The 13,087-nt window shown below is 54.1% G+C and carries 20 protein-coding genes and 1 tRNA gene; 14 read left to right on the forward strand and 7 right to left on the reverse strand.

Features of this window, described 5'->3' with window-relative positions; genetic code table 11:
• Positions 1–32 precede the first annotated feature (32 nt).
• Genes VIN76_RS11225 through VIN76_RS11235 form a run of 3 tightly spaced genes read right to left on the reverse strand, consistent with a single transcriptional unit; the run spans position 33 to position 1,752 of the window.
• Positions 33–218: a Trm112 family protein gene (locus VIN76_RS11225; protein WP_332041936.1), complete on the reverse strand. Its 186-nt coding sequence runs from the start codon at positions 216–218 to the stop codon at positions 33–35.
• A complete protein-coding gene (locus VIN76_RS11230; RefSeq protein ID WP_332041937.1) occupies positions 215–835 on the reverse strand; it encodes an LON peptidase substrate-binding domain-containing protein in 621 nt (206 codons plus the stop codon). Before VIN76_RS11230 ends, VIN76_RS11225 begins: the two co-directional genes overlap by 4 nt.
• Positions 836–837: 2 nt before the next feature.
• A complete protein-coding gene (locus tag VIN76_RS11235; RefSeq protein ID WP_332041938.1) occupies positions 838–1,752 on the reverse strand; it encodes a tetratricopeptide repeat protein in 915 nt (304 codons plus the stop codon).
• Between the two features lie 256 nt (positions 1,753–2,008).
• On the opposite strand from VIN76_RS11235, the gene VIN76_RS11240 reads away from it, so the two are divergent.
• The 3 genes from VIN76_RS11240 (at position 2,009) to VIN76_RS11250 (ending at position 3,777) form a co-directional block, all read left to right on the forward strand.
• Positions 2,009–2,083 (forward strand) — tRNA-Gly (locus VIN76_RS11240).
• Between the two features lie 411 nt (positions 2,084–2,494).
• The gene (locus VIN76_RS11245; RefSeq protein ID WP_332041939.1) at positions 2,495–2,764 is read left to right on the forward strand and encodes a hypothetical protein; all 270 of its coding nucleotides are present in this window, start codon (positions 2,495–2,497) and stop codon (positions 2,762–2,764) included.
• Between the two features lie 11 nt (positions 2,765–2,775).
• Entirely contained in the window at positions 2,776–3,777 is a 1,002-nt protein-coding gene (locus VIN76_RS11250) for an ArdC family protein (RefSeq protein ID WP_332041940.1), read from the forward strand.
• Between the two features lie 16 nt (positions 3,778–3,793).
• Here the strand turns inward: VIN76_RS11250 and VIN76_RS11255 are convergent, their stop codons facing one another.
• Positions 3,794–3,958, reverse strand: coding sequence for a hypothetical protein (locus VIN76_RS11255; protein ID WP_332041941.1), 165 nt, complete (start codon positions 3,956–3,958; stop codon positions 3,794–3,796).
• A 45-nt stretch (positions 3,959–4,003) separates the two neighbouring features.
• Here VIN76_RS11255 and VIN76_RS11260 point away from each other — a divergent pair, with 45 nt between their 5' ends.
• Together VIN76_RS11260 and VIN76_RS11265 are read left to right on the forward strand one after the other, a co-directional pair.
• Positions 4,004–4,381 (forward strand): DUF2958 domain-containing protein, encoded by a 378-nt coding sequence (locus VIN76_RS11260; RefSeq protein WP_332041942.1) that lies wholly within the window; start codon positions 4,004–4,006, stop codon positions 4,379–4,381.
• A 167-nt stretch (positions 4,382–4,548) separates the two neighbouring features.
• A complete protein-coding gene (locus VIN76_RS11265) occupies positions 4,549–6,381 on the forward strand; it encodes a ParB/RepB/Spo0J family partition protein (protein WP_332041943.1) in 1,833 nt (610 codons plus the stop codon).
• A 262-nt stretch (positions 6,382–6,643) separates the two neighbouring features.
• Here the strand turns inward: VIN76_RS11265 and VIN76_RS11270 are convergent, their stop codons facing one another.
• Positions 6,644–7,759 (reverse strand): Fic family protein, encoded by a 1,116-nt coding sequence (locus VIN76_RS11270; RefSeq protein ID WP_332041944.1) that lies wholly within the window; start codon positions 7,757–7,759, stop codon positions 6,644–6,646.
• Positions 7,760–8,216: 457 nt separating this feature from the next.
• Between VIN76_RS11270 and VIN76_RS11275 the strand changes: the two genes are divergently transcribed.
• The 3 genes from VIN76_RS11275 to VIN76_RS11285 are packed head-to-tail and all read left to right on the forward strand — an operon-like array spanning position 8,217 to position 9,016.
• Positions 8,217–8,348, forward strand: a complete 132-nt coding sequence (locus tag VIN76_RS11275) for a hypothetical protein (RefSeq protein ID WP_332041945.1) — start codon at positions 8,217–8,219, stop codon at positions 8,346–8,348.
• On the forward strand, positions 8,345–8,539 hold the full coding sequence (locus VIN76_RS11280; protein ID WP_332041946.1) for a type II toxin-antitoxin system PrlF family antitoxin: 195 nt from the start codon (positions 8,345–8,347) through the stop codon (positions 8,537–8,539). The genes VIN76_RS11275 and VIN76_RS11280 overlap by 4 nt, the downstream gene beginning before the upstream one ends.
• A gap of 21 nt (positions 8,540–8,560) precedes the next feature.
• On the forward strand, positions 8,561–9,016 hold the full coding sequence (locus tag VIN76_RS11285) for a type II toxin-antitoxin system YhaV family toxin (RefSeq protein WP_332042000.1): 456 nt from the start codon (positions 8,561–8,563) through the stop codon (positions 9,014–9,016).
• 313 nt (positions 9,017–9,329) lie between these two features.
• Here VIN76_RS11285 and VIN76_RS11290 read toward each other — a convergent pair whose 3' ends face one another.
• The gene (locus VIN76_RS11290; protein WP_332041947.1) at positions 9,330–9,593 is read right to left on the reverse strand and encodes a hypothetical protein; all 264 of its coding nucleotides are present in this window, start codon (positions 9,591–9,593) and stop codon (positions 9,330–9,332) included.
• A gap of 48 nt (positions 9,594–9,641) precedes the next feature.
• On the opposite strand from VIN76_RS11290, the gene VIN76_RS11295 reads away from it, so the two are divergent.
• Positions 9,642–9,965, forward strand: coding sequence for a DUF736 domain-containing protein (locus VIN76_RS11295; protein ID WP_332041948.1), 324 nt, complete (start codon positions 9,642–9,644; stop codon positions 9,963–9,965).
• A gap of 51 nt (positions 9,966–10,016) precedes the next feature.
• Here VIN76_RS11295 and VIN76_RS11300 read toward each other — a convergent pair whose 3' ends face one another.
• Positions 10,017–10,244 (reverse strand): helix-turn-helix transcriptional regulator, encoded by a 228-nt coding sequence (locus VIN76_RS11300; RefSeq protein WP_332041949.1) that lies wholly within the window; start codon positions 10,242–10,244, stop codon positions 10,017–10,019.
• A gap of 233 nt (positions 10,245–10,477) precedes the next feature.
• Here VIN76_RS11300 and VIN76_RS11305 point away from each other — a divergent pair, with 233 nt between their 5' ends.
• The 5 genes from VIN76_RS11305 to VIN76_RS11325 all read left to right on the forward strand — a co-directional run bounded on the left by VIN76_RS11305 (position 10,478) and on the right by VIN76_RS11325 (position 12,970).
• A complete protein-coding gene (locus VIN76_RS11305; protein ID WP_332041950.1) occupies positions 10,478–10,732 on the forward strand; it encodes a DNA -binding domain-containing protein in 255 nt (84 codons plus the stop codon).
• A gap of 162 nt (positions 10,733–10,894) precedes the next feature.
• Complete coding sequence (locus tag VIN76_RS11310) at positions 10,895–11,107, forward strand: transcriptional regulator domain-containing protein (RefSeq protein ID WP_332041951.1); 213 nt, start codon at positions 10,895–10,897, stop codon at positions 11,105–11,107.
• A gap of 163 nt (positions 11,108–11,270) precedes the next feature.
• A complete protein-coding gene (locus VIN76_RS11315) occupies positions 11,271–11,699 on the forward strand; it encodes a DUF2285 domain-containing protein (RefSeq protein WP_332041952.1) in 429 nt (142 codons plus the stop codon).
• 131 nt (positions 11,700–11,830) lie between these two features.
• A complete protein-coding gene (locus VIN76_RS11320; protein ID WP_332041953.1) occupies positions 11,831–12,097 on the forward strand; it encodes a DNA-binding protein in 267 nt (88 codons plus the stop codon).
• Between the two features lie 9 nt (positions 12,098–12,106).
• Complete coding sequence (locus VIN76_RS11325; protein ID WP_332041954.1) at positions 12,107–12,970, forward strand: replication initiator protein A; 864 nt, start codon at positions 12,107–12,109, stop codon at positions 12,968–12,970.
• Positions 12,971–13,087: the final 117 nt, after the last annotated feature.

Raw genomic sequence — 13,087 nt, forward strand, 5'->3', positions numbered from 1 at the left:
AGGTCTATCGGTATCTTACCGAGACAACAAGGCTACAGCTTCCGCGCTTCCTCAATCAGCATCACCGGAACGCCCTGTTTCACCGGATAAGCCACGCCAGCGGCCTTGCTGACCAGCTCCCCCGCCTCCGCATCATATTCCAGCGGACCCCGCGTCACCGGACAGACCAGTATGTCGAGCAGCCCGGTGTCAAATATTTCCGTTGTTCCATCGCTCATTGTAAGGTTGCGCGCCCGTCATCGCCATCCTGCCGGCCAAAGAAGTCCAGCAACTGGATGATAAGTTCCGCGCGATTGGACAGGCCGTCAATTTCCAGCAACGCCTGTTTCGACGCCGGATCAAAGGGCGCAATCTGGGCAATGCCATTGACAAAGGACATGTCATCAAGCCGCCCGATGCTGTCCCAATCGACCTGATAGCCCTGTAATTCCGCAAATTTGCGCGCTTCAATTTCCAAGGCCGCGCGCTCGGTACTGGCGAGCACTTCGTCGATTTCCAAGTCGTCTTCTATTTCCGCCCGCACCTGGCGAAAGGCTGTGGACGCATCTATTTCCTCGATCACACGAAAACGCGCTATGCCTTCCAGAACGATGTTGAAACGCCCGTCCTCCAAAGCCTCTATATCGACAATCTTGCCGACGCAGCCAATGTCGAACAATTCCGCCTCGTCGCCAGCCGTCTTGGGCTGGATCATCCCGATCCGCCGGTCGCGCGCCATCGCATCGTTAATCAGCGCGCGGTAGCGTTCTTCAAAAATATGCAGCGGCAGGTGCATGCCCGGAAAAAGCAATGCACCGGCCAGCGGAAAGATCGATATGCGTTTGGTTTCGGTCATATCTATCCGAACAATATCGCTGAAAGTTTGCGCCGGGTGGCCGACACCCATTCATCTTCCAGCCCGACAACTTCAAATAACGAGAGCAGCTTTGCGCGCGCCGCACCGTCGTTCCAGTCCTTGTCCGCCGCGATAATGGCAAGCAGATGCTCTGCCGCGCCGTCATGATCGCCCGATGCAATCAAGGCATTGGCGAGATCAAAACGCGCCTGAAAATCGCTTCCGTTGGCGTCAACGGCGGCGCGCAGGGATTCGACTTCACCGTCATCCGGCCTGTCTTTCGCCAATGACAAGGCAGCGCGGGCGCGTTCAATAGCTGGCTCGCTTGCAAGTTTTTCCGGAATACCGGCCAAAGCAGCTTCCGCTTCATCGACATGACCGGCCATGACCAGTGCGCGGACCAATCCGCCCATCGCGTCGGGATTCTCAGGCTCCATATCGATGATCTGGGCAAATATGCCCGCCGCCCGTTCCCCGTCAGCCTGGGCCAGCACATCCTCACCCATGGCGAGCAGGGGGGCGATGTCCTGCTTTGGCTCTGCATTATCGCCGCCTCCAACAGGAAGCTGCGCCAATAGCTGGTCAAGAATTTGTCCCAACTGGCTCTCGGTACGGGCATTGGTCAGGTCAGCGACAGGCTTGCCCTGAAAAATAGCATAAACGGTGGGAATGGATTGCACCTGGAATTGCGATGCGATGAAACCATTTTCATCGACATTGATTTTCGCCAGCACCACGCCTTTGTCGGCATAATTGGCGGCTACTTTTTCCAGCACCGGCGTCAACGCTTTGCACGGCCCGCACCATTCAGCCCAGAAGTCGAGAATCACCAGATTGTTCATACTGGGAGCGACTACGGCCTGCTGAAATTGCTCTACCGCCTTTTGCTCTTCCACAGTTAGTCCTGCTGTCGCCAATGTCTGCTCCTTTAATTTGAGTCCATCCCTTTTCGTGCCGACCGCTTTCATAAGGGCCGTTTTCAAAGGGAATCGTGGACTGTTTTCCGATATATCTGCACTTTATGTGGGGAGGGATGTGGCAAAGCCAAGGTAATTTTTACATTTCATTGCGATAGATTGAAAAATGGGGCTTGCCGGGTGATAGAACCCATGCTAACCGCGCGCCTCAAGTGCTGATGACGAAAGCAATCACCCAATGTCACAGCAGCGCCGAGCGGGCGTAGCTCAGGGGTAGAGCACAACCTTGCCAAGGTTGGGGTCGAGAGTTCGAATCTCTTCGCCCGCTCCAGATTTTCCAAAGAAATTCAACGATTTAATGCTCATTGGTCATTTGAAATTTTGACTATTTCTAGTCTTGGTGTCCACATGGTGTCCACTAGATGGTAGTATTATAGCGCGGTTTAGAACAAACTCATTGAAATATTAAATTGGGGAAGGCCTTCCCCTGAGCCGGAGCCGTTGCGCTGTCTCCGGCTACCCCATCTGCGGGGACACCCCGCAACGCCCCGTGTTAATGAATGGGGGCTGGTGCCGCGCACTGCTGATTAAAGTCGGACAGGGCTTGACGTTATTGTTGGCCCCGCGTGCACTCTGGACCGGTGACCATGATTTGAAGCGCAAGTCGGTCGACGACAGGCCGCGACCAACCGCTTGCGATTGCGATGATTGGTAATTTCACCTCTTTCCAGGGTGCGATTTCTTGTTTGTTGTAATCTCGCTGGCCGCTCGGACCACAATAGCACAGGCAGGTTATATGGACGGCGCGGATGCGCCGGCGTTGTTTTCCGTCACCAGAGAGACGGTGTGGGCGGCGCTTCCGGCTAGGCCCACCGCGCTCAGGCGCAACCCGGCAAGCCGGGTCTTTCACGTTGTTGCAGCCTTACAGGTGCGCCTGATCACGGCGGGCCTCTTGGTCGCCCTTGCCGCCCACCCCGCCTCTCCGGGGCCGGTTGCGGCAGTTTTGGGGTGATGGAGGCGGTTATGTTGCATAAAAATTCTAAAGTCAGTGATAGCGGCACGGGCAAGGCAGCGAAGGCAAAACGCGCTTCGCGCGCAGCGCGCAAGGCCCGCCGTGGCGGCAATTCTGCGCCTAGGCGATCGCTTTATGATGAAGTGACCGCGCAGATTATCGCGCAGCTGGAGGAAGGGGTTTTTCCTTGGGAAAAGCCTTGGAAGTGCGGTAATGCCGTAACCGGTTTGCCGCGCAACGCGATTTCGGGGCGGCAATATTCCGGCATCAATATCCTTATATTGTGGGGCGCTGTCATAGATGGTGGCTATCCCTCACAGGACTGGCTGACATTCCGCCAAGCCTTGGCAGCTGGCGGATGCGTTCGCAAGGGCGAGAAGGGCCGGATAATATTTTACGCTGACCGCTTTACGCCGGATGAGGACCGGCAAGAGCAGGGTGAGGGTGACAAGCCTCGCACCATTCCATTCCTCAAACGTTTTACTGTTTTCAACGCTGCGCAGTGCGATGGTTTGCCGGAGCGGTTGTTCGCCGAACCTGCGCCTTTGCCGGAACGCGAGTTGCACAAGCAAGCCGAGGACTTGATCGTTGCAACGGTTGCGGATTTTCGGACGGGCGGGACGAAAGCCTTTTACAATGTGGGCGAGGATTATGTGCAGGTTCCCCCGCAACCCGCATTCACCCATCAAATCGATTATTACCGTACCGCCATGCACGAACTCGGACACTGGACGGGACATAAGACCCGTCTTGGCCGCGATCAATCGGGTAATTTCGGAACGGCGCTTTATGCGCGGGAAGAATTATGCGCCGAACTCGCTTCGGCTTTTTTGTGCGCAGCGCTTGGTATCCTTCCCACCGTTTGCCATGCCGATTATCTCGGTTCTTGGCTGGCGGTCTTGCGGCAGGACAACCGCGCCATCTTCAAAGCTGCCAGTCAGGCCAGCAAGGCGGCGGATTATCTACTGGCGTTTACCGATCAAGTGCCATTCCGTTCGGAGTGCGCGGCATGAGCGAGGTGTAGCCAGATCATTCTATCCCGCAGCTTGACGCCGAGGTCACGCCGGTTAGTGCCCAGACTTTGGTGTCGGGTGTCGCGCCGATCACGCCAGCCCAGAGGCTCGCGATGCGCGGCAACGCGCCAATGGAACTCAAAAAACCGCAGCGATCCGCTGGCCGTGGTTTGTTCGACACCAACAGCTGCAATCAGATCGAGATGTTTTGAAAGGAGTTTTTCCGATGCTTTTACTCACCCAAGACCAACGCGAGTGCCTGATATCCAACGGCCAGAATCGCGGTGACCATGTTCCGGTTGTCAAATTTTTCTCACCCGTTGGTGCAGCGACTTGGCTGCTGCCCGAACTGGACGGCGATGGCGATACTTTGTTCGGTCTGGCCGATCTGGGTTTTGGCTGCCCCGAACTTGGTTCAGTCAGTCTGTCCGAGATTGCGGCAGTGACCTTGCCGCTTGGTCTGTCCATCGAGCGCGATCTTCATTTTGAAGCGTGTTTCCCGCTCACCGTATACGCCGATGCCGCCCGATTGGTCGGGCGCATCACTGAGGATGAGGCGCGGCTCGAAGCCGCTGCCCTCGCGCAGCGCGAAAATGCGCGGTGATGGTCATCCCCCCCTTCCGCCGTCTTGCCCGTTCCCCGTTGGTACGGCGCGGCAGACCCTCGCGCAGCAATCCCGCCGTGCGAGATAACCGGCTCCGCTTCCACCGCCACCCCCGTATGCAACGGGAGCGGGGCCAATCATCAACGGGAAAATGAAGGAGAATAGCAATGCAACTCAAAACTATAGAACTCGCCAAACTGTCCATATCACCGGTCAATATGAGAAATGCCAAAAAGCCGCCTGACATTAACGATATATTGCCATCGGTTCGGCTGCGAGGCGTTCTGGTCCCGTTGCTGGTGCGTCCCAATGGCAGCGCCGATACGTTCGAGATTGTCGCGGGACGGCGGCGCTTTCATGCGGCCAATACCGTTGCGGAGGAAGGGGGCAGCGATGCACCGCTTCCCTGCGCTATACTGGAAGAGGGCGACGATGCCGCCGCCTTGGAAGCCTCACTCATTGAAAATCTTGTCCGCGAAAACCCCGATGAGGTGACGCAGTGGGAACAGTTTACGCAGTTGGTCAAAAAGGGCCGAAAGGCGACCGAGATTGCCGATACGTTCGGGATGGACGAAAAAACTGTGGGGCGCATCCTTGCACTTGGCAATCTGCTACCGCCCATCCGCAAAGCCTATCGCAGCGAAGAAATCGACGCCGCGACCGTGCGCCACCTGACCTTGGCCAGCATGGCACAGCAAAAAGCATGGCTAGCCTTGTTCAGGGATGAAGAGGCTTATGCACCGCGTGGAAGTCAACTCAAGGCATGGTTGTTTGGCGGCGCATCAATTTCTGTGTCCGCCGCAATATTTGATATGGCGGATTTCAACGGTCAGATCGTCAGTGACCTGTTTGCCGAAGATGGCTATTTTGCCGATGCCGACCAGTTCTGGGAAGCGCAGTCTGCCGCTATTGAAGCCAAAAGGTGCGAATATCTCGATGATGGCTGGGCCGATGTGCAAATCATCCCACAAGACAGCTATTTCCAGACATGGGACCATGAGAAAACAGCCAAGCGCAAAGGCGGCCGCGTCTATATTGATGTGAACGGTAAGGGCGAGGTCAGTTTCCACGAAGGCTATCTGACCGCCAAGGAAGCGCGGGCGCGGGAGACAGGACAAAGTGACAGCAAGGCAGACAAGCCAGCGCGTCCTGAAATCACAGGACCGATGGCGGAATATGTCGACCTCCACCGCCATGCTGCCGTGCGCTGCGAACTTGCTGCCAGTCCCTATGTTGCGCTGCGCGTCATGGTGGCCCATGCGATTTGTGGTTCGCCGCTTTGGAATGTGAAGGTGCAGGACCAGCGCAGCCGCAAGGAGACCATAGCCGAGAGCGTTGAAACCCGCGTGGCGGAGGCCCGCTTTGATGAGCGCCGCCGTTCGGTATTGGCAGTGCTTGGCTTTGATGCGGACGAACCCACAGTCACGCTCGGCCATGAAACACGCAATGGCATCAGCGGTCTATTGGTTCGCTTGCTCGATGTGCCCGATAACGTGGTGATGGAGATATTGGGCGTTGTTATGGCGGAAACATTGGCAGCGGGAAGTGATTTGATCGAAACATTGGGTGTCCATCTCGATGTGGAAATGGCAGATTACTGGACAGCGGATGATGCGTTTCTTGATCTAGTGCGTGACCGTGAAATATTGACCGCGTTACTTTCCGATGTTGGTGGAGCCAGCGTTGCCGCTGCCCATGCCAGCGAAAAGGCCAAGACAGTGAAGGGCATTATCAGTGACCATCTGACCGGCGAAAATGGCCGCGATAAGCAGGAGGCATGGGTTCCGCGCTGGATGGCGTTCCCGCCATCGGCTTATACGGAGCGGGGCGATGTTGGAACGGTTGCTGCCGCTGAAAGAGCCAAGTGGCTGATGGAAGGGGATAAACCATCCGATACCGACCCGCAGGGCGCGGTCGCAACCACGCCAACAAAAGACAAGGACGAAAGCAGCAAAGCCCACAATAGCGAAGCCGCCGAGGATGGACGGATTGCGGCTTGAGTAGATAAGCGGACGGCGCATAGCGCCGTCCGTCAACTTTTAACGATTCCACATTATATTGCGATTAGTGTTTGAAATGGGTGGAAAACAGGCTGTGATTTAAAAGAACCTCCCGGTTACCGCGCGTTGGAAGCCGTTATCCTCTCGAGCGGGGGAAAGGTTTCTTCCCTACAGGCCGTAGATCGAGCGCTACAGCGTTCTTTGCTTGTCTCTCACCTTCGAGTCTAAACAGATAATGGACGCTGTTTTGGCGAGGGAAGCGCTAAAGCTCGGCAGATCCTGCCAGTCTGTAGCTCGTGCTTCGGCCTCCGCCTGCATTCTGGAGCAGAACGCCAGTTTCGAGAAGCTCGCGAATGTCGCGCAAGGCGGTGTCGTTTGAGCACTTCGCAAGCCTGGCATATTTTGACGTATTCAGATAACCTTCCCAGCTATCTTCCACCATTCGATTAATAACAAGCCTTTGCCGCTCATTCACGAGATAGCGGTTGGCCTTATCCCAGAGCCTGGCTTTGTACAGTACCGCCTCGAGCGTTTCTTCAGCTCTGTCGAAGGCGCGGCCCAAACAACCAAGGAACCAGCTCAACCAAGGCGTAATGTCGAGTCCATCCCTTTGCTGCGCTTCGAGCCGGTCGTAATAGTCCTTTCGCTCCGTCTCAATCTGGGCCGACATACTGTAGAAACGATCCTTGCTGCCATCTGCGCGCGCGAGTGACATATCCGCGATTGCGCGCGCGATCCGACCGTTCCCATCTTCAAATGGATGGATGGTGACAAACCAGAAATGAGCAATCCCGGCTCGCAGAACTGGATCAATCGGAGAAGGGGCGTTGAACCACTTCAGAAATTCGCCCATTTCAGCCTGGAGCCTTTCGGCACTGGGCGCTTCAAAATGAACCTTCTCTCGTCCGTATGGGCCAGAGACCACCTGCATTGCACCGGCTTCCTTCGGTCTCCAGTCTCCTACGGTTATTTTTTGCATTCCGCTCCGGCCTGTAGGGAATAAAGCGGCGTGCCAGCCAAAGAGCCGTTCATCGGTCAATGGATCTGCGAACTTCTGGGTAGCATCAAGCATCATTTCGACGATGCCTTCAACATCGCGGCTTGATGCAACGAGCCCGCCCACATCCAGCCCTAAGCGACGGGCGATAGATGATCGAACTTCGTCAGGGTTTAGGGTTTCGCCTTCAATCGCGGACGATTTGACCACATCGTCGGTTAAAGTCTTGAGACTCGCTTCCTGTCTGAGATCGAAGCCCAGGCCTTGCATTCGGCCTACCAATTGCCCTTCGCGATAGCGTAAAGCAGCCAGTCCAGGCGACAACTCGTCACTCTCCCAGGCTAATTTCGGCCAATTCGCATTTTCGTGAATAAAGGGCATATTCGCCGCACCTCCTGCAGTGATTATATCTGTCAATCACCGCATGTGCAACATTCATCGCAAAAGATGCGGTGAATGTTGGGCGTATTCACCGCAAGCCATGTCAAAGGGTGAACGGTGCGCCATCAATCCGCGGTCTCAACAATCTTATTATCACATAAGAAATCAGGATAAACTTCTGAAATGCGCGAATCTAATTGATTTACACTCAGGGGATTATCCAAGTTTGGGACAACAAGAGGAGAATGTCCAACTGGATCGACATCTGTGTACAGGGGGATGCTCTTTTCACTGCTGACAGAATGGATCCGCAAGTGGTGGAACCGACATCATAGATGGCCATCACCGGTACTTATCCGCATGTGTATAGTCTTTCTCGGCTACCCGCTAAAGGCCAGAACCTCACCTTGATAAGTAAGGAATATTCCTTACATTAAGTGATCGAAAGGAAATCATCATGGGCATCGCTCTGGAAAAAATCAGCACCATTACCGCCAAGGATCAGACCACGATTCCAAAAGCGGTACGTCAGGCCTTGGGCGTCGATTTTGGCGGCCGTATGCCTTTCATGTCGGCGATGACGGCGTGACGCTGTCACGCGCTGATAACGGAGATGATCCCGCCATCGATGCGTTTCTGGGTTTTCTGGCAACCGACATCAAACAGCATCCAGAAAAGATCAAGGCGCTCGCGCCCGATCTGGCGAAGCGCATTACCGTGCTGACCGATGGTATTTCGGTTAATCTCGATGACGAGATTGACGGCGATGTTGCGCTTTAATCCGGTAGCGCCGGAAACATGATAACCGTTAATGGCTGGACGCTTTATGAGCATCCGCTTTTTCGGAAACAGCTGGAAAAGCTAACCAAAGCAGTCGAGAAAGCGAAAAAGAAAAATCCGGAGGATTATCAACAATCTGCCAACGCCAAATTGCTCGCTGCCATTCGCAAACTGACATTTGAAAATATACCGGTCGATCCGGCGCGGTCCGAATACCGGCAGGGAGGAACGCTGGGAAAAACCCGCAAACACTGGTTTCGTGCCAAATTTTCCAGTGGTCGTTTCCGGCTGTTCTTTCGCTACAGCAGCAGCGCAAAAATCATAGTGTATGCCTGGGTTAATGACCAGAATACGCTTCGAACCTATGGTTCTAAAAGCGATGCTTATGCAGTGTTCAAATCGATGCTCGATAAAGACAATCCGCCTCATGATTGGGATGCGCTGATCGCGGGCAGCGTGAACCTGCCGAAACAATGACTTTCAACGAATGCCCCGCCCGAACGGATCGGGCAGGGCAATTGGACTGACTACCCGCTGCCCTTAAAGGCCAATGACCCGCGTTTATATTGCCAGCCTCCTTCATCGGCGAACAGACAAGATGTTGTGCTTTGGCTGGAGGTCGAGACGATCCGTGAATTTGCCGGTCCTGTTTCTTGCTACGGTTGCAGCCACCGATTTCTGCACGGTCAAAAACGGGCATGGAAGAAGATTTACATTGCGCGGATCAGGGAATCATTGGAATTTGGCCTGGGGTCACATTCACATATTGCCGGATTTGCACTTTCTACTATTAGTTCAGACAGCGATATTTGCCAGCTTCCCCTAAATCCTGATTTAACCAATCCGCGCCCAGCACGGTCTCTTCGAATGGCTTGGTAGGCCGGAAACGGCTGCGCCTTATGGCCTTTGCTGCAACGCTGGACCCACCAATTTCTTCCCCTGCCTGTTCCAGGCATTCCTCGCGAAACCAAGAAATCCGCGTGACCAGCGTCCTTCGCTGCGCTTTGGTCTCAAGAGATGCAGCAGTCCCTATCCCGGCCTTTGAACCAGCCATCGAGACCGCGATGGGCGCGGGATCGATAGTAACTCAAGGAGAAATACAATGGCAAATATCGGATCATTCACAAAGTCAGGTGAAAGCTACAAAGGCGAAATCGTCACGATGAGCGTTCAGACCAAGAACGTCCGCATCGTTCCCGAAGAAGCAAGCGAAAATGAAAATGCCCCCACCCACCGGGTTTTTGTCGGCCGCGCAGAAATCGGAGCCGCCTGGACCAAGACCTCGAACGAAGGCCGCGATTATCTCTCGGTCAAGCTCGATGATCCGAGCTTCACCGCTCCCATTTTCGCAAATCTGTTCGATGACGAAGATGGCAAGACCTACAGTCTCATATGGTCACGCGCCCGCAAGGCCAGCGGCGAATAACTTCGCAAATTTCAGCCCCGCCCGATCTGTTCGGGCGGGGCTTATACCTGTTCAGTCCTGTTCCGGCTTTTGGGGTGTAGCAATAAGGTCCGTTGCATCGACGCCGAGTGCATCGGCAAGTTCCGCTAAACGCACGAGCGTCATGTTTTGTTTGCCTCGCTCGATCAGGCTGACATAGGCACGGTCAGCACCAATTTTGACAGCGATCGCTTCCTGACTAAGGCCAAGCCGCTCACGATAATATCTTGTGTTACTTGCCAGTTTGAGACGAATGTCCATTCATAACTTAAAAGACTTTCACGTAATAACGTGCTACGTAGTATAATACGCGGAGCAAATAAGTTTTGATGGCAATAATGATTCAATGGTGGATATATCCTGTAAAACTATGTGATACACTTGTCCCTAATGACAGAGTGATTATTACCAAAAGGGGGATAGGCTGATCACTAAAATTGATAATAGGATACACGCAAAATTCTGTACACATATTCAGGATGCCAGAAGCACTAATGACAATTATTCCGTTTGAACAAGAGCCTCCAAAGTCTGACGCGGTCACGGACTATGATGAGCGGCATCTTACAACCTATATCCGCTTGCTAGATGCTGATGCACAAGGCGCGGATTGGCGCGAAGCCGTGTCAATTATTTTTGGCCTCGATCCAGTAAAAGAGCCCGTCCGTGCGCGTCAAGTTCACGAGAGCCATTTGAAGCGAGCACGCTGGATGACTGAAGCAGGCTATAAACACTTACTGGCGAAATAAACCCTTAAATCTGTCCAGACAGACTGGATGGTTTTTGGGCAAAGTCTTTTATTGGTTATACCACTAATCGCCTAATCTCATGCAAAATTGGGGTCTTCTAGGGCTTGCGAATCATCGGCTTTTCTTCCCAGCCGTTTGGGAGGCAAAGGAACAGGCGAGCAAATGTCCAAAGCTTTAGATTGGCGCTCGCCTGATTTTGCGAAAGATTATGCGAGGCATGATTATGCCGATTTTGCACAGGAATTCTTGAGGCGTAATAAAAATTATCGCCGGGAATATAACGAAACTCTAGCACGCATTAGCGAACATGATGTGGACGCACAGGAAGAAATGGAGGTGCTCGCCCGGCGTTGGGGTATGATCTTTCCCTTGTGATCCAGACAAGGACGCTGCGTCCGCTCCTGCTCTCTGGCAGCCAGAACTGTTAGATTCTTACGTCCTCCTAGTTCCTGCACCGGCGCAATATTCTGGAAGTTATCAATTAACCGATTTACCTGCGCCGCAAGCGCAATATTTTAACGGATGCGAACGCTATATCGTGATTGATGGCAAACGCGGTCATCATCGGATCTGGCTGCACAATTGCACCCCCACTGATTACCTGACATCTATCATTCCTCTGGATAGTACCGCCCCGCAGCGATCAGCAGCGAGCGAGAGGTTTTGCCGTTTTCTTATGCACCAACGCAGACGCAAACTGGCGACCGGAATTGCTCCCACAGCTTATCAGCGCAGCCGTCTGATTGTGCTTCTGCGATTGCTCGATGCCGAGCAGGAGGGGTTGAGCCGCCGCAAACTGGCTTTTTCAATTTTGTATCCGCATTACATCACAATGCGTTCGGCGGAATGGAAGGCCTCGAATGAGCGCCGCCGTTTTTACCGTATGCTCGAAGATGCACATTTTCTTTGTGAAGCGGGATATCGGTCTATGCTCAAGGGTTCGATGAACGACAAATATATTCCGTAGTGATTTCAGCGCGAGTGACATTTCCTCCGTCCTGCATTTAGCCACTCCATCAGCCCATCCGGCTTTCGCCACAACGGCCTCCACGCTCACAGCACCCGCAAATCTTGCCGGTGCGCCGCTGGAGACCTTTTATGACCCATTCCAAAGCCCATGTAACGCCGTCCTATCTCAGAACGCCCGATGCCGCAGTGCATCTTGGACTGTCTGCCCGCACATTGGAAAAGCACCGTTGTTATGGAACCGGGCCTGTTTATCGTAAATTGGGCGGGCGCATTGTCTATGCCATTTGCGACCTTGAAGCCTGGGCGCAGCTTGGTACACGCCGATCCACTTCCGATCCCGGCCAAGGTACCGTTCATCCCGCCAAGCGTCTGTCTTCCGATGTTGTGCGGCGTTGAGCCACCGTCATGACTGCTCTTGATAATTCACAGCTTGATCTGTTCCACTCCATTCCCGGCGACTTTGCTGTTCGCGATGCACAGGATTTGATGACCTGGCCCTTTTTCAGTCTCGCCAAATCCAAACGTGTCCGCCCGATTGATTTCAAAATGGGCAATGTCACCATCAATGTTGAGGCGACACCGGAACATGGCATGGCAACCATCTGGGATGCCGACATCCTGATCTGGGCCGCGAGCCAGATTGTCGAAGCCTGCGATAATGGTCGGCCCACTTCTCGTTTGATGGCGACAACGCCGCATGAGATATTGCGCTTTACAGGGCGCGGCACGGCCAAACATCACTATGACCGGCTCAAGGCCGCGCTCGACCGGCTGCAATCGACCACCGTCGCAACCTCAATCCGGCAACCAAATGAACGCCGCCGTCACCGCTTCTCCTGGATCAACGAGTGGAAAGAACGCCTTGATGTGAATGGCAGGCCATCTGGCATTGAACTGGTCCTGCCCGACTGGTTTTATAGCGCTGTCATTGATCAGGCGCTCGTACTCACCATCGACCGGAATTATTTTCGATTAACTGGCGGCCTGGAGCGCTGGCTTTACCGGATGGTGCGCAAACATGGCGGCTATCAGAAGGGCGGATGGAGTTTTGACGTTGCGCATCTCCATCTCAAATCCGGCGCGCTCAGTCCGCGCAAGAAATTTGCTTATCAACTGCGCCAAATCGTCGAACGTCAGGCACTTCCTGGCTACCGGCTAAAAATCGGTATTGAAGCAGGCCGTGAGCGACTGAACTTTGCACGGATTCCCGAAGATCCGCTCGACAAGGCTGCACGGATCATGGGTTTTGCACCTGTGGATAAGTCATGAGTGCGCTCGTCCTATCATTGACCGCGAGGCTCGTCCTATCGTTGACCGAAGACTCGTCCTATCGGGAACCGAATCAGGGTGTAAGCTATTGCGATAGCTGCGAAATTCAGACCCTTA

The sequence above is a fragment of the Parasphingorhabdus sp. genome, assembly GCF_036568145.1.
In the GTDB taxonomy this organism is placed as follows: domain Bacteria; phylum Pseudomonadota; class Alphaproteobacteria; order Sphingomonadales; family Sphingomonadaceae; genus Parasphingorhabdus.